The sequence below is a fragment of the uncultured Salinisphaera sp. genome (genome assembly GCF_964012375.1).
Classification (GTDB): Bacteria; Pseudomonadota; Gammaproteobacteria; order Nevskiales; family Salinisphaeraceae; genus Salinisphaera.
In genome coordinates, this window is sequence record NZ_CAXGSH010000076.1 from 1 (window position 1) to 20,132 (window position 20,132).

At 63.9% G+C, this 20,132-nt stretch carries 22 protein-coding genes and 1 other RNA gene; 7 read left to right on the forward strand and 16 right to left on the reverse strand.

Annotation, left to right across the window (positions count from 1 at the left end):
• Positions 1-106 precede the first annotated feature (106 nt).
• The 7 genes from ABNU97_RS13030 to ABNU97_RS13060 form a co-directional block, all read right to left on the reverse strand.
• Positions 107-1,132, reverse strand: coding sequence for an ABC transporter ATP-binding protein (locus tag ABNU97_RS13030; RefSeq protein ID WP_348767131.1), 1,026 nt, complete (start codon positions 1,130-1,132; stop codon positions 107-109).
• A gap of 15 nt (positions 1,133-1,147) precedes the next feature.
• Positions 1,148-2,656, reverse strand: coding sequence for an iron ABC transporter permease (locus tag ABNU97_RS13035; protein WP_348767132.1), 1,509 nt, complete (start codon positions 2,654-2,656; stop codon positions 1,148-1,150).
• Entirely contained in the window at positions 2,653-3,681 is a 1,029-nt protein-coding gene (locus tag ABNU97_RS13040; protein ID WP_348767133.1) for an extracellular solute-binding protein, read from the reverse strand. Before ABNU97_RS13040 ends, ABNU97_RS13035 begins: the two co-directional genes overlap by 4 nt.
• Complete coding sequence (locus ABNU97_RS13045; protein WP_348767134.1) at positions 3,681-4,487, reverse strand: hypothetical protein; 807 nt, start codon at positions 4,485-4,487, stop codon at positions 3,681-3,683. The genes ABNU97_RS13040 and ABNU97_RS13045 overlap by 1 nt, the downstream gene beginning before the upstream one ends.
• Before the next feature lie 347 nt (positions 4,488-4,834).
• A complete protein-coding gene (locus tag ABNU97_RS13050) occupies positions 4,835-5,326 on the reverse strand; it encodes a hypothetical protein (RefSeq protein ID WP_348767135.1) in 492 nt (163 codons plus the stop codon).
• Positions 5,327-5,329: 3 nt separating this feature from the next.
• Positions 5,330-5,599: a hypothetical protein gene (locus ABNU97_RS13055; protein WP_348767136.1), complete on the reverse strand. Its 270-nt coding sequence runs from the start codon at positions 5,597-5,599 to the stop codon at positions 5,330-5,332.
• Positions 5,600-5,676: 77 nt separating this feature from the next.
• Positions 5,677-6,474 (reverse strand): TatD family hydrolase, encoded by a 798-nt coding sequence (locus tag ABNU97_RS13060; protein ID WP_348767151.1) that lies wholly within the window; start codon positions 6,472-6,474, stop codon positions 5,677-5,679.
• Between the two features lie 229 nt (positions 6,475-6,703).
• Here ABNU97_RS13060 and ABNU97_RS13065 point away from each other — a divergent pair, with 229 nt between their 5' ends.
• The 4 genes from ABNU97_RS13065 to ABNU97_RS13080 all read left to right on the forward strand — a co-directional run bounded on the left by ABNU97_RS13065 (position 6,704) and on the right by ABNU97_RS13080 (position 10,546).
• Positions 6,704-7,372 (forward strand): TIGR04211 family SH3 domain-containing protein, encoded by a 669-nt coding sequence (locus ABNU97_RS13065; RefSeq protein WP_348767137.1) that lies wholly within the window; start codon positions 6,704-6,706, stop codon positions 7,370-7,372.
• Positions 7,373-7,482: 110 nt separating this feature from the next.
• Entirely contained in the window at positions 7,483-9,432 is a 1,950-nt protein-coding gene (locus tag ABNU97_RS13070; protein WP_348767138.1) for a sodium:proton antiporter, read from the forward strand.
• A gap of 20 nt (positions 9,433-9,452) precedes the next feature.
• Complete coding sequence (locus tag ABNU97_RS13075) at positions 9,453-10,100, forward strand: alpha/beta fold hydrolase (protein ID WP_348767139.1); 648 nt, start codon at positions 9,453-9,455, stop codon at positions 10,098-10,100.
• On the forward strand, positions 10,100-10,546 hold the full coding sequence (locus ABNU97_RS13080; protein WP_348767140.1) for a TerB family tellurite resistance protein: 447 nt from the start codon (positions 10,100-10,102) through the stop codon (positions 10,544-10,546). The genes ABNU97_RS13075 and ABNU97_RS13080 overlap by 1 nt, the downstream gene beginning before the upstream one ends.
• A 33-nt stretch (positions 10,547-10,579) precedes the next feature.
• On the opposite strand, the gene ABNU97_RS13085 is transcribed toward ABNU97_RS13080, so the two are convergent.
• Genes ABNU97_RS13085 through proC form a run of 5 tightly spaced genes read right to left on the reverse strand, consistent with a single transcriptional unit; the run spans position 10,580 to position 14,186 of the window.
• A complete protein-coding gene (locus ABNU97_RS13085) occupies positions 10,580-11,008 on the reverse strand; it encodes a DUF4426 domain-containing protein (RefSeq protein ID WP_348767152.1) in 429 nt (142 codons plus the stop codon).
• Positions 11,005-11,640, reverse strand: a complete 636-nt coding sequence (metW, locus tag ABNU97_RS13090; RefSeq protein ID WP_348767141.1) for a methionine biosynthesis protein MetW — start codon at positions 11,638-11,640, stop codon at positions 11,005-11,007. The genes ABNU97_RS13085 and metW overlap by 4 nt, the downstream gene beginning before the upstream one ends.
• A complete protein-coding gene (locus ABNU97_RS13095) occupies positions 11,637-12,788 on the reverse strand; it encodes a homoserine O-acetyltransferase (RefSeq protein ID WP_348767142.1) in 1,152 nt (383 codons plus the stop codon). Before ABNU97_RS13095 ends, metW begins: the two co-directional genes overlap by 4 nt.
• Positions 12,789-12,792: 4 nt before the next feature.
• Positions 12,793-13,356: a YggT family protein gene (locus ABNU97_RS13100; RefSeq protein WP_348767143.1), complete on the reverse strand. Its 564-nt coding sequence runs from the start codon at positions 13,354-13,356 to the stop codon at positions 12,793-12,795.
• Between the two features lie 5 nt (positions 13,357-13,361).
• The gene (gene proC, locus ABNU97_RS13105; protein ID WP_348767144.1) at positions 13,362-14,186 is read right to left on the reverse strand and encodes a pyrroline-5-carboxylate reductase; all 825 of its coding nucleotides are present in this window, start codon (positions 14,184-14,186) and stop codon (positions 13,362-13,364) included.
• A 146-nt stretch (positions 14,187-14,332) separates the two neighbouring features.
• Between proC and ilvA the strand changes: the two genes are divergently transcribed.
• Genes ilvA through ABNU97_RS13120 form a run of 3 tightly spaced genes read left to right on the forward strand, consistent with a single transcriptional unit; the run spans position 14,333 to position 17,997 of the window.
• A complete protein-coding gene (gene ilvA / locus ABNU97_RS13110) occupies positions 14,333-15,910 on the forward strand; it encodes a threonine ammonia-lyase, biosynthetic (RefSeq protein WP_348767145.1) in 1,578 nt (525 codons plus the stop codon).
• 60 nt (positions 15,911-15,970) lie between these two features.
• Positions 15,971-16,939: a cation diffusion facilitator family transporter gene (locus tag ABNU97_RS13115; protein ID WP_348767146.1), complete on the forward strand. Its 969-nt coding sequence runs from the start codon at positions 15,971-15,973 to the stop codon at positions 16,937-16,939.
• Entirely contained in the window at positions 16,936-17,997 is a 1,062-nt protein-coding gene (locus ABNU97_RS13120; protein WP_348767147.1) for a glycosyltransferase family 9 protein, read from the forward strand. Before ABNU97_RS13115 ends, ABNU97_RS13120 begins: the two co-directional genes overlap by 4 nt.
• Here ABNU97_RS13120 and ABNU97_RS13125 read toward each other — a convergent pair.
• The 4 genes from ABNU97_RS13125 to ssrS form a co-directional block, all read right to left on the reverse strand.
• Positions 17,994-18,380 (reverse strand): nuclear transport factor 2 family protein, encoded by a 387-nt coding sequence (locus tag ABNU97_RS13125; protein WP_348767148.1) that lies wholly within the window; start codon positions 18,378-18,380, stop codon positions 17,994-17,996. The genes ABNU97_RS13120 and ABNU97_RS13125 overlap by 4 nt on opposite strands.
• 51 nt (positions 18,381-18,431) lie before the next feature.
• Positions 18,432-18,908, reverse strand: coding sequence for an EVE domain-containing protein (locus tag ABNU97_RS13130; RefSeq protein WP_348767149.1), 477 nt, complete (start codon positions 18,906-18,908; stop codon positions 18,432-18,434).
• Positions 18,909-18,953: 45 nt separating this feature from the next.
• The gene (locus ABNU97_RS13135) at positions 18,954-19,550 is read right to left on the reverse strand and encodes a 5-formyltetrahydrofolate cyclo-ligase (RefSeq protein ID WP_348767150.1); all 597 of its coding nucleotides are present in this window, start codon (positions 19,548-19,550) and stop codon (positions 18,954-18,956) included.
• Positions 19,551-19,592: 42 nt separating this feature from the next.
• A non-coding RNA gene (gene ssrS / locus ABNU97_RS13140) (6S RNA) lies at positions 19,593-19,774 on the reverse strand.
• Between the last annotated feature and the right edge of the window lie 358 nt (positions 19,775-20,132).

A 20,132-nucleotide genomic window follows, 5' to 3' on the forward strand; every position in this document is an offset into this window, starting at 1 on the left:
TCGCGGCCTTTTGGGACTCAAACGCGACCGTGGATGAATAGATCAGAGGTTCCTTTACTCGATGGCGTTGAAAACGGCTGATCCAGTCGGCTGTTTGGGTCGCGGCTCAACAACCGGCCGGCAGGTGTTCGAACACGGCCAGGGCATGGCCGGCACAGATACGGGTATCGACGGTTTCGCCTTCTTCGAAGCGGTCTTCGTGATTGGTGCGTACCAGCAGCTGGGCGCCCGCGTTAAGCTGCACGCCGTGCAGCCGTGTTTCGCCCTCGTATCGACTCCATTCGATACGGCTGTTGCCGTCGTTCGCTCGCTTGAGCGAGAGATCGTCGGGCCGAACCAGCACGTCCACGCGATCGCCTTCGGCATGTGTCGTGTCTTCCAGCGGCGCATTGCCCAGATCGGTGTGCACCTGCCGAGCGCCGACGCGTCCCGGCACGAAGGCTGCATCGCCCAGAAAACCGGCGACAAAACGGGTACGGGGTTTGCGAAAACAGATGTCGGCACTGCCCAGCTGTTCGAGCCGGCCCGCGCGCATCACCCCCATGCGATCACCCACGGACAGGGCTTCGGTTTGGTCATGCGTAACCCATATCGCGGGCACCCGTGCTGCTTTGAGCGCCTGGCGAATCTGCCAGCGCAGTTCCGCCTTGAGGGCGGCATCCAGGCTGGCCAGCGGTTCGTCGAGCAGTAGCACCGCCGGCGCGTGGGCCAGGGCCCGGGCGAGTGCGACCCGTTGTTTCTGCCCGCCGGACAGGGTGTCCGGCATGGCGTGGCGATGCGTTGCCATGCCCAGCGTATGCAGCCAGTGCTCGGCTGGCGCGCGGTCCTTCAGCCGAAAGGCGACGTTGTCTTCGACGTTTAGATGGGGAAACAGCGCGAAATCCTGAAACACCAGCCCCACGCCGCGCTTTTCCGGGGCGACATGGTGCTTGGCGTCGATGCGATGCGCCCCGATACGAATCTCGCCGGCCGAAGGCGCGACCAGGCCCGCCACTGCGCGCAGTACGCTGGTCTTGCCGCAGCCGGTGGGCCCGACGAGGGTGACGATCTCGTCGGCGCCCAGCGTCAGGCTGAAGTCTTCGACCGCGGCGGCGTTATCGTAACGGATCGACAGTTTGTCGATTTCTAGCATGACCTGTGTTCCTGTCTACACCCCGAGCGTGCGCCGGCGGCGTGCTTCGCCGGATAGCATCAGCACGAGTGCAATCGCGGACACGCCGATCAGCGCCAGAGCGGGCAAGGCACCACGCCCGAGGTAGCCGGCTTCGTATACGCGCCATAAATAGGTCGCTAGGGTATCGAATTCGTTCGGCCGTAGCAGCAGGGTGGCAGGCAGTTCGCGCATGGCTTCCAGAAAAACCAGCGCGGCGGCGGCGATGATGCCCGGCAGTATGAGCGGCAGGCTTACCCGCCGGAACGCCTCGGCCGGCGTCGCGCCGAGGCTGCGCGCGGCGCCGATCAGGGTCGATTCCACGCGCTCGGTACTCGATCTCACGCTGCCCACCGCCAGTGGTAGAAAACGCAGCGTCAGCCCGGCCACCATCAGCGCGAGCGTCTGATAGAGCAACGGCACTCGCAGGCCGAGATAGACCAGAGCCGTGCCCATCACGATGCCCGGGATGCCGAAGCCGAGATAACTTGCCCGTTCGCAGAGCTTGCCGAACCAGCCGGTACTGGCGGCATAGGCCAACGGCAGTGCGACCACGACTGCAGCCGCGGCGACCAGCGCAGCCGCATAGGCCGAATTGAGCGCATAGCGCAGTTCGAACCCGGCACCGCCTTCGCGCAGCAGCCACAGGGTGAAGATCCCGATCGGCAGCGCCAGCGCGGCGGCGATCACCACCGCCGCCAGGGTGATGGCGAGCAGGCGCAGCGGCCAGCCAAGCGATAGGTGCAATATGCGCCCCGGGCGCTCGCGGCGCACACGAATACGCGCTTCAACGACGAGCACGGCGATCACGAGCGCCAGCAGCTGCAATGACATCAGCGCCGCGCGATCCAGGCCGAAGGCGTTGTACTCCACGTAGATCATGCGGGTGAAGGTATCCAGATGCATGATTTCCGGCGTAGCGAAGTCCGACAGCGTATACAGCGCCACCAGCAGCGCGCCGGCGGCAATGCCGTTGGCTGCGCGCGGCAGCACGATACGCAGTAGCGCAGCCGGCAGTGGTAGCCCGAGCGTGCGAGCTGCATCCACGACGTTCGCGTCCAACGTTTGTAGTGCCGCGCGCGTGGCGATGAACACGAATGGATAGGTATAAAGCGTCATCACCGCACAGGCGCCGAGCAGGCCCTCGGCACGCGGGGTGGCGATGCCGGTCAGTATCTCGATTTCACCGCCGGGCCCGAAGGCCGCAAAGAAAGCGAACGCGCCGAGGTAGCTCGGAATGGCCAGCGGTGCTGCGAGCAGGGCGATCCAGAGTCGGCGCAGCGGCAATGCGGTATAGGTGGTGACGATCGCAAGCGGCACGCCGACAACGATCGCACCGCCAACGGTAATGAGCGTCAGCACGATGGTGTTGAGCAGTATTTCGGCACTGCGGCCGTCGAAGATCGCCTCGGCGCCGAGGCTCATCAGGATCAACACCACGACCGGGGCCAACGCTGCCGCCGCGATCGCCGCGGCCGGCAGCCACAGCAGTGGCGCGCGTTTCATAGCACGCGCGTTTCGCGCAGCAACTCGAGGGTGGGTTTCAGATCGCTGAGCTGGGTCAGATCGATCTTTGGCGGGTGGATCTTGTCGGGCAGCCCATCGGGCAGGTCAATGCCGGCGGCCATGGGAATTTCATAGGCCTGGCTGGCTAGAAACGACTGCACTTCGCGACTCAACAGGTAGCGCACGAAGTTGCCAGCCAGTGGATTGTCGTCGAGTAGCAGTACGCCGGACGAGTTCACCAGGCTGCCGGCATCGTTTTCGGTCAGCGCGAGCGCCACGTTGGCGTCCGGCTGTCCTTTTTTGAGCCGCAGGGTGTAGTAGTGATTGGCAAAACCTACATCCACTTCGCCGCGTGCCACCGCCATCACCACGCCCAGCTCGCCTGCATAGCTCTTGGCCTGCCGTTTCACCCCCTGCAACCACGCCCGCGTTCGGTCTTCGCCTTCGAGCAGCCGCATGGCGGTTACGAAAGACTGGAACGCGCCGTAGGCAGGTGCCCAGCCGATCTTGAGATCGGTTTTGGCGAAATCCATGATTCGCGTGGGCAGCTGCGCGGCCTGGATTCGGTCGGGGTTGTACGCCACCGTGCGCAAGCGCCCGGAGATCGCTGCCCACTGGTCGTAGCGAAACGCGGGCTTGATATGACGCTGTATCGAAGCGGGGATCGGCCGGCTCTTGCCCTGTGCGGCGACGACGCCGAGCGAACTCGCGTCGATGGACCAGAACAGGTCGGCACGCTTTACGCCCGCGCGTGATTCGGCGATCAGCGTGTTCGCCAGCGCCGCCGATGGCCCGCGCCGGATCCTGAGGTCGAGATCCGGGTTGCGTTTGCGTATGGCGGCGACGATATCATCGTACAGACCGCCTTCACCGCGACCCAGATAGACCGTGAGAGTGCCGGCGAGCGGCGGCAGGTCGTCGGCCGATTCCGCCTCGGCCGTGGGAGTATCGGCGGCCCACAGCGCGCCCGGACCGACAAGCCCGAGCGCGAGTGCGCTCTTGAGCAGGCTGCGACGATCAAGCATCAGAATACCGACGGCTTGTTCTTGGCCGCCTCGTCCAGAATCGTCTGGGCGCGGTCCAGCTTGGCGTTCATCGATTTCACTTCGGCGGCCAGCTTGTCGGCAGATGCCGAGCGCTCGATCAGCAGCGGCAGCGTGGCATTGAAATCTTTCTCCAGGTCCGTGACCAGATCGGCGTCGCTCTCGATCAACGTGCCTTCAATACCTTCGAAGCGCTGCATATAGGTCTGGTGAATCAGCGCGCTCGCGCCTTCGCTGTCGCCGGCGCGGTAGCGTTCCACGACCTTGGCGAGATTTTCCTTGATGATCTCTATGGTCGGCTCGTCGCTTTGGTGCGAGGTCGCTGCCTTGTCGTGGCCGTGCGCCGCGGATGCGGGCGCGGGCTGGGATGCCACCAGCTTGAGCGCGCCCACGCCTTCCTGCAGGGCGTTGTTGAGGCGCATCTGCCAGGCGGCAACCTTGTCGCTGGCATTGGCTTCGTCCACCGCCTCGCGCAGGCCGCCGAGCGCGGTCCAGATCGGCGGATAGAGAACCATCGCATGGGTTTCCACCGCCTCGTGGAACTCGACTTCTTCCCAGGTTTCGACCAGGGCATCGACCCGCTTGCCCACATCCTCGCCCTTGTCGTAATCGGCGACAATCGCGGACGTCGTGTTGCGCATATCCGCGATCTCACTTTCGTAATCGCTTATATGTTCCTTGACTTCCGCAACGCCGGGCGCGTCGCCGCTGTGTGCGAACGCAGATTGGGCGCATAGAACGAGGGCGCCAAGCAGCAGCGACCTGGAAAGATGGATAGAGGGCTTCATGGCGGGACAGGCAGCGGATGGATGGCGGCATCAAATCTAACTGATAATCATTCCTGTTCCAAGTGTTTCGCCGATCATGGATAGAGAATCCGGGTGCCACGGATGCCCATCCAGACAGTGAGAAAGTTGACGCCAGGCATGCAGGGCGTCGGCATACCCGTCTGCCGGGTCTCGAGTGGTTTGAGCGGTTCGTTGGTCTTGGCGGCAAAGCGTAACCACCGGTTGCGCAGGGTTCGCTCTCAAATACGACACCGCCGCGTTGCCGAGCGCTGCCTGCCTACAGGACAGGCGCTGCGCTCGGGCGCGGCAGCTACGTATTTCAGAGCCGGGGCGCCACCCCACAGGCCCTAGTTGTCGGTCATGCGCTCGAACATCTGCATGGCCTTGCGGGTGAAGATTGGCCCGGCTGCACCGGCAATCAGCGCCCGCGTGCGCGGGCTCGCCGCGATGACAACGCCCGCGGTCAGCGCACCGGCAATGGCGAGGCCGCTGTTTCGTTTCGCCCAGTCGGTGGCCTGGTTGCCGAGAATCGGCCTTAGCTGATGCTCGATCGCGTTATCCGGCGTTGAGTTCACCGGTTTCTTCTCGCTCGCGGCGGCCGGCGCGGTTGCCGGCTTGCGGCGCGATGACAACAGCACGCAGATCAAAAGCAGGGCCACCACGCCCACCAAGCCGCCGCCGGACAGCAGCAGCGCTTCGACCTGGGAATAGTGCTGGCCCAGCCACAGATAAATGCCTGCGGTACACATCAGCAGGCCGCTGAAAACCAGCAGCATGAGCAGCCACAGCACGACATTCAGGCTCAGCACCCGAATGATCTTTTCCTTGATGCTGCCCATGGCCTAGCGGCCGATCAGCTTGCCCAGAACGAGGCCGATACCGAACGCCGCGAGAACGCTGGTGAAAGGACGGGCCTCGATTTCGCTACCGACATCCTGGGCATGGCGACCGGCTTCGCGGCGCAGTTCGTCGTATTTGCCGCGCGCCGCGTCCAGCCCGGCCTGGGCCTGGTTCTCGCCGGAGGCTTTGTAGCTCTTGGCCAGGGCAGCGAGATCGTTACGCAGCTGTTCGATGTCTTTCTTGAGGGTTTCGGTTTCGGCGCTCTGGCTCATGAGAATCTCTGGATTCGGAATGGATTCGACAGCATAACGGCTTTCGCGGTGTTGCGACCATCCGTACTACTGCTTGATCAACGGGGAGCGTCGAGGCCGAAGAATCGTGCCGCGTTGGCGTGGGTCAGCGTTGCCACTTGTTCTACCGACTGGCCGCGCGCCGCTGCGATCGTGTCCACCACCCAGGGCAGGTTGGCCGGCTCGTTGCGACGGGTCTTGGGTTTCGGACGGATCGTGCGGGGCATTAGATACGGACAATCGGTTTCGATCATGAGCCGGTCATCGGGAATGCGGGCGACGTTTTCGTAGAGATCGCGTCCACGGCGTTCATCGCATACCCAGCCGGTAATGCCGATATGACAGCCGGCTTCCAGGTAGTCGTCGAGGGCATCGCGGCTGTCGGTAAAGCAGTGCACCACGGCACGCGGCAACGCGGGCAGGTACTCGCGCAGAATCGGAAGGAAGCGCGCATGGGCCTCGCGCTGGTGCAGAAACACCGGCATGTCGTGCTCGCAGGCGATGGCGAGCTGAGCGGCGAACGCCTTTTCCTGGGCGGCACGCGGTGCGATATCACGAAAGAAGTCGAGCCCGGTTTCACCGACCGCGACCAGTTGCCGGGCTGCGGCACTGTCGCGGATGAGCTGTTCGAGCTCGCTGCACCAGTCTTCGGCATGATGTGGATGCAGGCCGGCGGTGGCGAAGCACAGCCCGGGATAGCGCTCGGCCAGCGATATGGCATGCCGATTGCTGTGCAAATCACTGCCGGTTACCACCAGCCGGCTCACGCCCGCGGCTTGAGCCCGGCTGAGCACGGCGTCCAGATCCTCGGCGAAGCTTTCGTGCGCGAGATTCGCGCCGATATCGGTCAATTCCATGTAGCTCAAGCAGAAAAGAGGGTAGGGTTAGTCTAGCGATCGGTCGCGCACAATGCAGTCAGAAAAGCCGCCTGGCAATGGGCCGGTCGGCCCCTTTAAAAAGAGCGTCGAAGACCACGGCGTGTTTGCTACACTCGGGCGCTGGCCGCCCGCCACGCCCGCAAGCCGTGCGCGGTGATTGCGTGCCGAAGCTTGAACGACTGTAACCAGAATCGAAGAAAGGCCTCTCATGCGTTATCAAACCGGGCTGCTCGCCGCCCTTGTCGGCATTATGCTCTTCAGCGGTGTTGCAACGGCGGCAACGCGCTATGTCAGCGATGAATTGTCGATCAACATGCGCCGCGGTCCGGGCACGGGCTATCGCATCAGCGAACTGGTCAAGGCCGGTGATCGGCTGACCACCCTGTCGGAGGCCAACGGCTGGACCCAGGTGCGCACCAGCGATGGAACCACGGGCTACGTGCTGACGCGTTTTCTCTCCGACGAGCCGGCGGCACGCACGCGTATTGCCGCGATGCAGGAACAGACCGAGAAGTTCAAGCAGGAAAACGAACAGCTCAAGGAGCAGCTCGCGGAAGTACGCAGCGGCTCGCAGGAGCTCACCGAAACCAAGAGCACGCTGGAAAACGAAAATCAGGAGCTGTCGCAACGCCTTCAGCAGCTGCGCGAAACCTCGGCCGACGCGGTCCGTATCAGCAATGAAAACGAAAAATATCGCGAAGAGCTGTTGTCCATGCGCAGCGACAACGAACGCCTGCGGCATGAGAACGCAGGCCTGCAAAGCCGTCGCGACGGTATGAAGATCGGCGCGCTCATTCTGATTGGCGGCGTGATTATCGGCCTTGTGCTGCCGCTGTTCCGGCGCCAGAAGAAGGGCAGCAGCTGGGACTCGCTCTGAGCATCACGCTAGCGACTACCAACCGTATCCAACAATCGCCGGCCCGTGGCTGCTGGCTATGGTTTTTCCACTCGACTGGTGAGCGAGCCCGTGTCGCCTAGCGAAGGTTAATGGAACATCATCTTTCTCTGATCCTGATCTCGATCGTCGCGCTGGGCGTGTTCTCGCAGTGGATCGCCTGGTGGCTGCGGATGCCGGCGATCGTGCTCTTTCTTGTCAGCGGCGTGCTGGCCGGACCGGTATTTGGCGTGGTCAACCCGACCGAGGATATCGGCGATGTGCTGTCGCCGATGGTGGGCCTCGCGGTCGCGGTCATCCTGTTCGAGGGCGGGTTGAGTCTGCGCCTGCATGAGTTCAAGGAAGCCGCATCGGGCGTGAAACGACTGGTGTCCGTGGGTGCCGTGCTTTCCTGGGCCCTGTATACCGCGGCGGCCTACTACATCGGCCAGCTGTCGATGGCGGTATCGCTTCTTTTCGGCGCGATTCTGATCGTGACCGGGCCCACCGTGATCATTCCCATGCTGCGCCAGGCCGGCCTGAACCGGCGGACGGCCTCCTATCTGAAATGGGAAGGCATCATCAACGACCCCATCGGGGCACTGCTGGCGGTGCTGGTTTTCCAGTATTTCGTCTTTGCCGGCGCCGATGCCGCCGACGGGGCGCAGGTATTTATCGACCTCGGCTGGGCGATCCTGATTTCCTTCGTGCTCGGTGGCGGCGTGGCCCTGGCCCTGGGGTGGGCGTTCAACCACACCTGGGTGCCGGAATATCTCAAGGCACCGTTGACCTTCGCGTTCGTGCTGGTGATCTACGGCGTGGCCAGCGAGTTCTTTGCCGAAGCAGGGCTGCTCGCGGTGACCGTCATGGGCATGGTCATGGGCAATCTGTCCATTGCCGGTATGGCCGAGCTGAGGCGATTCAAGGAATACATCACCATCCTGCTGGTTTCGACCGTGTTCATCGTGCTCACGGCCGATCTCGACCCGAACGTGCTGCTGCATCTGGACTGGCATGCCGCGGCGCTGGTGTTTGCGGTGCTGTTCGTGGTGCGTCCGGTCGCGATCTTTCTGGCCACCGCCTTCACCGACATGAACTGGCGCGATCGTACCCTGGTCGCCTGGATTGCGCCGCGCGGTATCGTGGCCGCAGCTGTGGCCGGTGTGTTCGGCCCGCGCATGGTCGAAGCCGGCTATGGCGGTGCCGAGCAGCTGTTGCCGCTGATCTTCGCCATCGTGTTCTCGACGGTCATCCTGCACGGCTTTTCGATCGGGCGCGTATCGCGCTGGCTGCGTTTGTCGGCCGAGCCCAACGGCGTGCTCATCGTGGGCGCGTCGCCCTGGTCGACCGAGCTCGCGCGAGCGCTTACCAACGAGCTCAATATCCAGGTGCTGCTGGTCGACTCGTCCTGGCACCGACTGCGTACCGCGCGCCTGGCCGGGGTGCGCGTGCTCTATGGCGAAGTGCTGTCGGACCAGATCCAGCAGTCGCTGGAGCTCAACGAGATTTCCTGCCTGCTCGCCGCGACCAGCAACGATGCCTACAACGCGCTGGTGTGCTCGCATTTCGTGACCAGCCTCGAGCACGACCGCGTGTTCCAGCTGCCCATGTATGCGGCCGACGAGGATAACGAGTCCAAGGTGGTGGCCCGTCCGCTGCGCGGCCGCCCGGCCTTCCACGAAAATGCGCAGTACGAAGAACTCTGGCGCAAGCATTTCCAGAGCTGGCAGTTCTACAAGACGCGGCTGACAGAAGGCTATACGCGCGAAGATTTCCGTCGCGACTGCCCGCCGGATGCCGTGATTATTGCCACGCTCTACGCCGACGACACGGTGCTGTTCCATGCCGCTGGCGCCACCCCGCGCCCCGAAGAGGGCGATACGGTGATCTACTACGCGCCCAAGAAGAGTGCGACCGAACGTCGCCGTGCCCGTGCCGAGCGCGCCGAAGCGGTCAGCGAACGTGCGGCCGCGGCCCAGCTCGCCGCCGACGAGTCGGAGGCGCCCGACGGCGGCCCGGCCGGCAGCGGCGCGCAGCGCAACGACAGCCCCGACCCCACCTAACCCAACAGCGACTGGATTCCATGCTCGAATGGCCCCAAGCCGGCGATAGCGCCAGCGGACAGATCGATGGCCCCGCCGGCGAACTGCAGATCGATATCGATATGCCGGAGGACAGCGCACGCGGTATCGCGGTGATTTGTCACCCGCATCCGCAGCACGGCGGCACCAAAGACAACAAGGTGGTGTTCATGATCGCGCGGGCGGCCGTCATGGCCGGGCTGGCCGCGGTGCGGTTCAACTTCCGGGGCGTCGGCGCCAGCCAGGGCCGATACGACGAGGGCGTGGGCGAGGTCGACGACGCGGCGGCCGTTCGCGACTGGGCCCTCGAGGCCTCCGGCCTGCCGCTGGCCGCCCTGTGCGGTTTTTCTTTCGGCTCGGCGGTGGCGCTGCGGCTGGCCGATCGTGATGCGCCGCCCAAGTTGGTTACGGTGGGCTTTCCAAGCAGCTATTTCGACGAGGCGCTACCGCGCCCGACGAGTGAGTGGCTCGCGGTGTTCGGCGATGCCGACGATGTGATCGATGTGGATACCTCGATCGCCGCGGTGCGTGAACTCGAGCCGGCTGTCGATGTCCAGATTCTCGAAGGCGCCGGCCATTTCCTTCACGGCCGGCTCACCGAATTAAGAAAGCGCGTGGTCGCGCACCTGAACGAGAACGAGAGTGACTGATGGGATTGTTTGAACGGTTGAGCCAGGCGCTCAACCCGCAGGTCGACGAGCCGCGCGACGTGGAGCGCGCGCAGCGAATTGCGGCGGCCGTGCTGCTGCTGGAAATGGCGCATGCCGATCATCGTCACGACGATGCCGAATACGCCGAAATACGGCGCCAGTTACAGGGCCACTTCGCGCTTGATGCGGCCGAAACCGATGAACTTATCGCCGACGCCGCGCCGCGGGCCGAACAGTCGGTATCGCTCTACAAATACTTGAAAACCCTCAACGACGGGTTGACGGAGAGCGAGAAGCGCCAGGTCATGGAAATGCTCTGGCGGGTGGCCTACGCCGACCACCATATCGATGCGCATGAAGAGCATCTGCTGCGCGAACTCTCGGAACTGCTCTACCTGCCGCACGAGCAGTTCATACGCGCCAAGCTCGCCGTCACCGGCGAATGAGCGGTACGGGCATCGCGGGGCTGGCGCGTATAGCTAGCGCGTATAGAAGGTCTGATTGAAGCGGATCGGAACCGTGGCCCGGCCGTCGGCGGCGCGCACGTTCAGGTCGAAGGTCAGCGTCTGCTCATCGTCGATGGCCACCGGCGCCAGCGAATAGACGCTGCCGGCACTTTCCACGCGCTTGAAGGTCAGCGTCTTGCGTTCGCCCATGAGCGAACGGGCAGTGCCGGTGACGTTCGCTGGGACCGCGTTCAGGGGCGCGTCTGCCGTGGGTTTCTGCAGGGTAATCATGACGATGGCCGTATCGCCGGCGCGCTCGATACCGTTGGCCTTGGCTACCGCCTGCGGGATCTGCAGGCTGTTCACGGCGCTGTAGTGCACCACGTAGTCGCCGCTGTTGACGCTGCCGCCGGCCAGCGCCGGCAGGGCGAACAGCAGGGCCAGAATCGCGAAGGCGATCAGGCCGTGGCGTGATGGCGCAGCTGATACAGAGCGATTTCGCCCAGCAGGTTGGGGAAGGTGCGCATGCCGATATTGCTGCGATGCGCGTGATTGACCACGTGCCTGCGCACGATGTCCACCTGTTTTTGCCGACATAAGGTTTCGAAATCCCGCACGGTGCAAAGATGGATGTTCGGGGTATCGTACCACCGGTTCGGCAGCGAGCCGGACACCGGCATCAGCCCGCGCAGGCCCAGTGAGACACGCGGCTTCCAGTGGCCGAAGTTGGGAAAGGTCACGATCGAGTCGCGGCCGATCCGCAGCATTTCGTCGACGAGCTCGTCGGGGCGCCGTACTTCCTGCAGCGCGCTGCTCATCACCACGAAATCGAAGCTGTTGTCCTCGAACTGTTCCAGGCCGGCATCGAGGTCGAGCTGGAGCACGTTCACGCCGGCGGCCACGCATTCGATGACGTTGTCGGCGTCGATTTCCAGGCCATAGCCACTGACCTGCTTGTGCGCCTGCAGATGGGCCAGCAGCGCGCCGTCGCCGCAGCCCAGGTCCAGCACGCGCGCGCCGGGGGTGATCCAGTTGGAGATAAGGGCCAGGTCGTCGCGCAGGCCGTCGTGGCTGTCGGTGGTGTGCGTATTCATGCGCCGATCTCGACCGCTGCCCGGTTCAGATAGGCCCGCAGCGTGTTCACGTAGTGGGGCATGGTCAGCAGGAAGTCGTCGTGGCCCAGGTCGGAGGTGACTTCGGCATAGGAAACCTGCTTGCCGGCATCGACCAGTGCATCCACGATCTCGCGTGAACGCGCGGGGGCAAAGCGCCAGTCGGAGGTGAACGAGATCACCATGAAACGGGCGGTCACCGGCTCGAATGCGCGGGCCAGATCGCCGCCGTGGGCATGGGCCGGGTCGAAGTAATCCAGCGCCTTGGTCATCAGCAGATAGGTGTTGGCATCGAAGCGATCCACGAACGAGGCCCCCTGATAGCGCAGGTAGGACTCGACCTGGAACTCCACGTCGAAGCCGTAGGAGATCCGCCCGTCGCGCAGATCGCGGCCGAACTTGGCGCGCATGGCTTCGTCTGACAGATAGGTGATGTGCCCGAGCATGCGCGCGAGCATCAGCCCGCGGCGGGGCACCACGTTGTGTTCGTAGTAGCGCCCGCCGTGGAATTCCGGATCGGTCACGATGGCCTGACGCGCGATTTCGTTGAAGGCGATGTTCTGGGCCGACAGCTTCGGCGCAGCGGCGATAACGACGGCATGGCGCAGCCGGTCCGGGAAGTCGATCGACCACTGCATGACCTGCATACCGCCCAGGCTGCCGCCGATCACCGCACACCACTGCTCGATGCCGAGCGCGTCACGCAGGATGTCCTGCGAACGCACCCAGTCGCCCACGGTGACGACAGGGAAGTCGGGCCCGTAGTGGCGTCCGGTTTCCGGATGCGCGCTGTGCGGGCCGGTCGAGCCGTTGTAGCCGCCCAGATTCGCCGGGCAGACCACGAAGAAGCGATCGGTATCGATCATCTTGCCGGGGCCGATGCATTTATCCCACCAGCCGGGCTTGGGATCGGTGTCGTCGTGATAGCCCGCGGCGTGATGATTGCCCGACAGCGCGTGGCAGATCAGCACCGCGTTCGAAGCGTCGGCGTTGAGCGTGCCGTAGGTCTCGTAGACGAGCTCGAACTGCGAAAGCTTCTTGCCGCAGTCCAGCGGCATGGGGCCTTCGACATGCAGCGTGTGGGGCTCGACCAGGCCGACCGAGCCCGGAAAATCGGCGTGCGTGGCCATATCGCTAACGGAACAGGCCCGGCAGCGGCAGCAGGCGGCTGATCACCTGCAGGCCGATGATGACCACCAGCGGCGACAGGTCCAGCCCGCCGACCGCGGGTATGACGTTACGCACGGGGCGCAGCAGCGGCTCGTTGATGGTCCACAGAATCGCCGTGGCTGGCGAATGCTGGCCGGGCGAAATCCACGACATCAACGCTTGGATGAGGATGGTGAAGAAATAGAAGTTGCAGACCAGTACGGCCGCCTTGAGCACCGCCCACCACAGCGCCAGCAGCGGCTGGGGGCCGTATTGGGGGGCGGCCAGCGCCAGGTCGATCTCGATATTGATGAAGCACAGGATGACCGCGAATACGAGCGCGGGAATATCCAGATTGCGCCAGCGCGGGATGACCTTGCCGAGAATGCCCACGGGCATGCGCGTGGCCTGCCATACGAACTGCGAGATGGGGTTGCGAAAATCGGCATGCACCCACTGCAGCAGCACGCGCATGAGCACCACCACGATATACAGCGCAAAGACCGTATCGATGAGAAAAAGCAGGGCGTCGTTGGCGTTGTTGAGCATCGGTTCTACTTATCGAGCAATTCGGTGGCGAGGCTGTCGGCCCGGCCCGCGGCCGCCTGCATGGCACGAGCGACGAGGGCGTTCAGATCGCCGGCGGCATATTGTTCCAGCGCGGCGGCGGTGGTACCGCCCGGGGACGTGACTTTCTCGCGCAGAGTGGCCGGGTCGTCGCCGGATTCGATGGCCATGCGCGCGGCACCGAGCGCGGTATGCAGCACCAGCTGACGTGCCGTGGCTTCGTCGAGGCCGAGCTCGACCGCGCCCGCCTGCATGGCTTCCATGAACGCAAAGAAATAAGCCGGGCCGCTGCCGGACGTCGCGGTCACCGCATCCAGCAGCGATTCATCGGCCACCCAGGCGGTCATGCCGGCCGTTTCGAGAATGCTGTCGGCCAGGTCGCGCTGGGCGTCGGTCACGCCGTCCTCGGCATACAGGCCGGTCGCGCCGGCGCCGATCAGCGAGGGCGTATTGGGCATGCAGCGCACATAGGCATGCTCGGCGCCCAGCCACTGGCGAAGCCCGGCGATCGGCACCCCGGCCGCGATCGATACGATCAACGGCCTGCGATCGGCCAGCGGTTCCACCAGGCCTTGGCAGACCTCGCGCATCATCTGCGGCTTGACCGCCAGCACGATCACATCGGCATTCAGGCTCTGCGAATCGGCGTTTGAAACCGCGTTCACGCCGTAGTCCGCGCCCAGCTGCTGGCCCTTGGCTTCGTCGGGCTCGACCACGGTGATGCGCTCACCGGCCCAGTCGGCATTGCGCAGTCCGCTTATCAGGCTGGTGGCCATATTGCCGCCGCCCACGAAAACGATGCTGGTGTTCATTTCGACCCCGGTCGATTAACTGGCCGCATGATACGCGATGGCCCGTGCCTGTCGCGACCCATCGCGCCGGCAGCGCGGGCATCGCTGCGATGGTCTGGGAGCACGCAAGGGTTTAGCATTGCGGCTTGTCCTAACCCTTGCGATCCATGACCAGCAGCCTGAAACAGACCGCCGAATCGTCGTCCGCCTCGGCCGTGGATATCGGCGATGCCGATTATCTCAAGCGCATCAATACTGCGCGTGTCTACGACGTGGCCATTGAATCGCCGTTGATGCAGGCCAATCAGCTGAGCGCGCGTATCGGCAACGCCGTCTATCTCAAGCGCGAGGATCTGCAGCCGGTGCACTCGTTCAAGCTGCGCGGCGCATATAACAAGATCTCCCAGCTCACCCCGGAAGAGCGCGAACGCGGCGTGATCTGCGCCTCGGCCGGCAACCACGCCCAGGGCGTGGCGCTGTCGGGCCGCAACATGGGCATTCGCGCGGTGATCGTCATGCCGCGCACCACGCCCGAGATCAAGGTACGGGCGGTGGCCGGGTTTGGCGGCGAAATCGTGCTCCACGGCGACAGCTACGATGAAGCCGCCGCCCATGCCGCCGAGCTGCAGGCGCGCGACGGCCTGGTCTATATCCACCCCTATGACGATCCGGACGTCATCGCCGGCCAGGGCACCATCGGCATGGAGATCGTGCGCCAGCATCCGCAGGATATTCATGCCGTGTTCGTCTGCGTGGGCGGCGGCGGTCTGCTGGCCGGCGTGGCGGCCTATATAAAGAGCGTACGCCCGGATATTCGCGTGATCGGCGTCGAGCCGGAGGACGCAGCCAGCATGGGGGCGGCCCTGGCCGCAGGCGAGCGGGTGATGCTGCCCGAAGTCGGTTTGTTCGCCGACGGCGTGGCGGTCAAGCAGGCCGGCAAGGAGCCGTTCCGGCTGTGTAGCAAGCACGTCGACGCGATGATGACGGTGAGCGTGGATGAAATCTGTGCGGCCGTACGCGATATCTATGAAGACACCCGTGCGCTCGCCGAGCCGGCCGGGGCGCTGGCGGTCGCGGGCGCCAAGAAGTACGTGACCGAAACCGGCATCACGAATCAGCACCTCGTGGCGATCACCTCCGGGGCCAACGTCAACTTCGACCGGCTGAGCTATATCGCCGAACGCGCCGAGCTGGGCGAGCGTCGCGAAGCGTTGCTGGCGGTCACCATTCCGGAGCGGCCGGGCTCGTTTCGCGAGTTCTGCATGCGTATCGGCGATCGCTCGATCAGCGAATTCAGCTATCGCTATGCAGATGCCCAGCGCGCCCAGGTGTTCTGTGGCGTGAAGCTGACCAACGGCGTCGCCGAGCGCGATGCGCTGATCGCCGATCTCGAAGCCCACGGCTACGAGGTCGTCGACATGAGCCGCAATGAAATGGCCAAGCTGCATGTACGGCACATGGTCGGCGGCCGGGCTCGCGGTGCCGGCGATGAAGTGCTCTTTCGAGTCGAATTCCCGGAGCGCCCCGGCGCGCTGCTCAAGTTTCTCAACAGCGTAGGCGATCGCTGGAACATTTCCTTGTTCCACTATCGTAATCACGGCCATGCCCACGGGCTGGTCCTGGTGGGCATGCAGGTCGCCCCCGATCAGCAGGCCGACTGTCGGGCCGCGCTGGACGCGCTTGGCTACGAGTATGCCGAAGAAAGCCAGAACCCGGCCTACCAGCTGTTTCTGCACTCGCACTGATCGATTGTTCAAGCCGTCGCCCTGGGAGGCGGCGGCCGTTTGCTTCTCAGGGATAACGCCATGGCTTCGGGTTCGAAAACCGTCATCATCGCCGCGCTGACCGGCAATTTGCTGATCGCGGTCACCAAGTTCATCGCCGCCGCCTTTACCGGCAGTGCCGCGATGATGGCCGAAGGCATCCATTCCACCGTGGATACCGGCAACCAGGGCCTGTTGCTCTACGGCATGAAGCGGGCCAAGCGGCCGCCGGATGCGCGGTTTCCGTTCGGCTACGGCAAGGAGATCTATTTCTGGAGCTTCATGGTCGCGGTGCTGATCTTTGCGGTGGGCTCCGGCATTTCGATCTATGAGGGCGTGAACCGGCTGCTGCACCCGCATCCGATCGAAAGCCCGATGATCAACTACGTCGTGCTGGGGCTGGCGATGCTCTTCGAAGGCGCGGCCTGGTTTGTCGCGGCCAAGGAATTCAATCGCGTGAAGGGCAAATGGGGCGTATTCGAAGCCGTTCGACGCGGCAAGGATCCGGCCACGTTCCTGGTGTTGTTCGAAGACAGTGCGGCCATGCTCGGCCTGGTGATCGCGTTTGGCGCCTTGCTGGCCGGTCAGCTCACCGGCATCGAGATATTCGACGGCATCGCCTCGATCTGTATCGGTATCATTCTCGCTATCACCGCGGTATGGCTGGCGATCGAAACCAAGGGCCTGCTCATCGGCGAAGCGGCCAACCAGCACGTGGTACGCGATATTCGCGACGTCGTATCCGGCTACGAGTCGGTCGCGCGCACCAACGAAGTGCTGACCATGCATGTCGGACCCAACTTCATCCTGGTGAATATCAGCGTACGGTTTGCCAAGGGCCTGAGCGGCGAACAGATCCAGAACGAGATCGAACGCATGGACAGCGATATCAAGAAGCGCTGCGAGAACGTCAAACGTATTTTCATCGAAGCCGAACGCTCGGCCGACCGAGCCGCGACGGGCAATGACAAGGGCGCAGACGCAACCGCCACGCCCAAGCCGGCTGAATGACGGCTACAGGCCAGGGCGCGATACCGCGCCGCATATGTATTCTGCGGCTGTCGGCCCTGGGCGACTGCGCAAATGTTGTGCCGGCGATCCGCACGCTTCAGGCCGCCTATCCGGATATCCAAATCGCCTGGATCATCAACAAGGCCGAGGCGGGGCTGGTCGTCGATATTCCAGGCGTTGAATGCCTGGTCTACGACAAGCGTGGCGGGCGTGCCGCCATCGCCGATCTCAAGCGCCAACTCGCCGGTCGGCGGTTCGATGCGCTGCTGAACATGCATGCCAGCTGGCGGGCGAACCGTATCAGCCTGCTGGTCAAGGCCGACCGGCGTATCGGCTTCGACGCAAGGCGGGCCCGCGACGGCCAACGCCTGTTCGTGCGCGAGCGCATCCCTGCGGTTCAAAGCCGGCATGTGGTCGACGGCTTTCTGGCCTTCGCTGCCATGCTGGGTGCAACCGACCCGGTCATGGATTGGCGCGTGCCGATCGCCGAGGCCGATCGCGCCCGAGCGGGCGAACTAACTGGCGACGATGCCCGCGAGATTCTGTTCATCAGCCCCTGTTCGAGTCATACCCGGCGCAACTGGCTGGCCGACCGCTATGCCGCGGTGGCCGATCACGCCGCTCATGAACACGGCTTACGCGTCGTGCTCGTCGGCGGGCCGAGCGATCTGGAACGCCAGATGGGCGCGGATATCGAGGCGGCCATGAGCGCGTCGGCGACCAACCTGATCGGCCAGACCAACCTCAAGCAGCTGATCGCCCTGTTCGAACGCGGCCGGGTGTTGATCACTCCCGACTCCGGGCCGGCCCATATGGCCAATGCCACCGACATCACCACCATCTCGCTGCACGCTGCGACCGACCCGCGCCGCAGTGGCGCCTATCGCTCACGGCAATTCTGCGTGGACTACTTCGCCGAAGCTGCAGCCCGCTACCGCAACGCCACCCCGGATACGCTCAAATGGGGAACCCGTATCGAAGATGATGCGGGCGTGATGGCGCTCATTCCCGTTGCAGCCGTGATCGCGCGCGTCGACGAGGCCCTTGGCGTTGGCTAACGCGCCTGCAGCATGGCCGCCATTTTCTGATGGATGAGGTTGACGGCCTTCAACGGTCGTAGCATGACCTTGAATTCGGTGATCTTGCCGGCGTCGTTCCAGCGGATCATGTCCACGCCGTTGACCTGGATGCCATCGAGTTCGACTTCGAACTCGAGGACCGCGTTGTTTTCGTCTTTCACCTGGCGCACGTACGTAAAATCGTCAGTGGCGAAAACCTGCAGCGCGGCGGCCAGATACTTCACGGTAACGGCTCTGCCGGTTTGTGGCGTGTGCACGACGGGTGAGTAGAACACGGCGTGTTCGTCGACCAAGGCCTCCAGCCCGTCGGCGCTACGACGCTCGACGAGCTCGTGCCAGGCGGCAATCGGGTCTTGTGGCATCAAGTGGGCCTCCATTGTGAGCAGCGCACGCTAGCCTCTGCCGCGGATGCGCTATTCCGGCGTGTTGTGTTCCAGCCCGAGAATGAAATCCCAGTGCTGTTTGTCCACTGGCATGACCGACAGGCGGTTGCCCTTGCGCACCAGCGGGAAGTCGCCGAGTTCGTCGGCGTGGTCCTTGATTTCGGCGAGTGAGATCACGCGTTCGAGTTCGCGTTCGAAGGTGACGTCGACGCGATACCAGCGCGGGTTCTCGGGATCGGACTTCGGGTCGTAGTGCGCATCCTTGGGGTCGAAGGCCTTGTCGTCCGGATAGCCGGCCCGCGAGATGCGCATGATGCCGACTACGCCCGGCACCTTGGTGTTGGAATGGTAGAAGAAAGCCAGGTCGCCTTCGGACATATCGTCGCGCATGAAATTGCGCGCCTGATAGTTGCGTACGCCGTCCCAGCCTTCGGTCTGGTTCTTGCGCTGTTGCAGATCCTGAATGCTGAACTCGTCGGGTTCGGATTTCATCAGCCAGTAACGCATGCGTATCCGGTCCTTTAAAACATATTGAGTGCGTTGCGCCCGAGTTTACCGTAGTGACCTGGGGCAGGTCGCGCGCCGATAGATGGCGGCGTCGCTGGCCACCGCATCGAGGGGAATATCCCATGCGCGGGTGACAATGCGTTCCACGCGCTGCACGTCGAACGCCAGGCCCAGCAGCCAGGGGCCGCGAAAACCGCGTGGGTGCTGGCCGGCGAGCGTGCGATCGTAAAAGCCGCCGCCCATGCCGATACGCCGTGCGGCAGCGTCGAACGCTGACAAGGGCATGATCAACAGATCGAGCGCAGCGACCGGCCGTGCGCTGCGCGTGATCGGCTCGACGATGCCCAGCGGACTACGGCGTTGGCGAAAGCCCGGGCCGTCGATAGCGATGAATTCCAGACGCTCGCCGGCAACGCGCGGCAGGAATGCCTGTTGGCGTCGATTGAAATAAGGCAGCAGCAGCCGCGGGTCGGCTTCATGACGCATGGGCCAGTACAGGCCGATACGGCGGGCGCGCTTGAATACGGGCAGGCGGGCGATACGCCGGCAGGCCTGCTGGCTGGCGGCGCGGGCGGTGCCAGGGCCGAGATTGCGGCGCGCGCGCAGGGCGGCACGACGCTGGTCGTTGATGGAAACGCTCATGGCGCAACAGCATCAACGAGTGGGGAAGAAAACGAAAGGGCCGACACTCCCGCCTGTGCCGTCGACCGTCCACTATCCTTGAGACGAATGCTCAAGTGGGGCGTTCCACGCCGCATTAGGTTTCCCGCAGCAAGGCGGGCGTACTCACCTGCGACGTTTCCCACCCCGGTTTAGGTACTTAGGCTCAAGGGGAACCGGGAGGTCGTCGAACACCGCAGGAGTGCCGGCAGCATCGATGATACGCGGCTCGAAGCGGTGGTGCCAATCATGCGATCGAACGATCGTGTGTGCCGGCTTTGGCGCCGGATTTCGCAGCGCGAAAGCTATCATCGCGCGCGAATACGGGATGCTAGGGAAGAAGCTCTGCATAACCTCTCGCGGATCGCGTTCGAGTGCTCACAGACGGTGCGGCAAGGCGTCCAGGCGCAGCGCCTGCCTTTCTGGCAGTTCAAGCCTGGCAACGCAGCGGCAGCGTCTGTGAGGCCGAACCCCTTGCGGGCCGCCGGCTTTGCGCGCGCTTGATCGGTGTCAGTGTTCGCTACCGTGCCACTTGTTATTGGCTTGGGCACGCTACGCTCTCAC

Coding starts and splice junctions, on each gene's coding strand:
- ABNU97_RS13030 (WP_348767131.1), bottom strand. CDS start 1,132: ATGCTAGAAATCGACAAACTGTCGATCCGTTACGATAACGCCGCCGCG.
- ABNU97_RS13035 (WP_348767132.1), bottom strand. CDS start 2,656: ATGAAACGCGCGCCACTGCTGTGGCTGCCGGCCGCGGCGATCGCGGCG.
- ABNU97_RS13040 (WP_348767133.1), bottom strand. CDS start 3,681: ATGCTTGATCGTCGCAGCCTGCTCAAGAGCGCACTCGCGCTCGGGCTT.
- ABNU97_RS13045 (WP_348767134.1), bottom strand. CDS start 4,487: ATGAAGCCCTCTATCCATCTTTCCAGGTCGCTGCTGCTTGGCGCCCTC.
- ABNU97_RS13050 (WP_348767135.1), bottom strand. CDS start 5,326: ATGGGCAGCATCAAGGAAAAGATCATTCGGGTGCTGAGCCTGAATGTC.
- ABNU97_RS13055 (WP_348767136.1), bottom strand. CDS start 5,599: ATGAGCCAGAGCGCCGAAACCGAAACCCTCAAGAAAGACATCGAACAG.
- ABNU97_RS13060 (WP_348767151.1), bottom strand. CDS start 6,474: ATGGAATTGACCGATATCGGCGCGAATCTCGCGCACGAAAGCTTCGCC.
- ABNU97_RS13065 (WP_348767137.1), top strand. CDS start 6,704: ATGCGTTATCAAACCGGGCTGCTCGCCGCCCTTGTCGGCATTATGCTC.
- ABNU97_RS13070 (WP_348767138.1), top strand. CDS start 7,483: ATGGAACATCATCTTTCTCTGATCCTGATCTCGATCGTCGCGCTGGGC.
- ABNU97_RS13075 (WP_348767139.1), top strand. CDS start 9,453: ATGCTCGAATGGCCCCAAGCCGGCGATAGCGCCAGCGGACAGATCGAT.
- ABNU97_RS13080 (WP_348767140.1), top strand. CDS start 10,100: ATGGGATTGTTTGAACGGTTGAGCCAGGCGCTCAACCCGCAGGTCGAC.
- metW (WP_348767141.1), bottom strand. CDS start 11,640: ATGAATACGCACACCACCGACAGCCACGACGGCCTGCGCGACGACCTG.
- ABNU97_RS13095 (WP_348767142.1), bottom strand. CDS start 12,788: ATGGCCACGCACGCCGATTTTCCGGGCTCGGTCGGCCTGGTCGAGCCC.
- ABNU97_RS13100 (WP_348767143.1), bottom strand. CDS start 13,356: ATGCTCAACAACGCCAACGACGCCCTGCTTTTTCTCATCGATACGGTC.
- proC (WP_348767144.1), bottom strand. CDS start 14,186: ATGAACACCAGCATCGTTTTCGTGGGCGGCGGCAATATGGCCACCAGC.
- ilvA (WP_348767145.1), top strand. CDS start 14,333: ATGACCAGCAGCCTGAAACAGACCGCCGAATCGTCGTCCGCCTCGGCC.
- ABNU97_RS13115 (WP_348767146.1), top strand. CDS start 15,971: ATGGCTTCGGGTTCGAAAACCGTCATCATCGCCGCGCTGACCGGCAAT.
- ABNU97_RS13120 (WP_348767147.1), top strand. CDS start 16,936: ATGACGGCTACAGGCCAGGGCGCGATACCGCGCCGCATATGTATTCTG.
- ABNU97_RS13125 (WP_348767148.1), bottom strand. CDS start 18,380: ATGCCACAAGACCCGATTGCCGCCTGGCACGAGCTCGTCGAGCGTCGT.
- ABNU97_RS13130 (WP_348767149.1), bottom strand. CDS start 18,908: ATGCGTTACTGGCTGATGAAATCCGAACCCGACGAGTTCAGCATTCAG.
- ABNU97_RS13135 (WP_348767150.1), bottom strand. CDS start 19,550: ATGAGCGTTTCCATCAACGACCAGCGTCGTGCCGCCCTGCGCGCGCGC.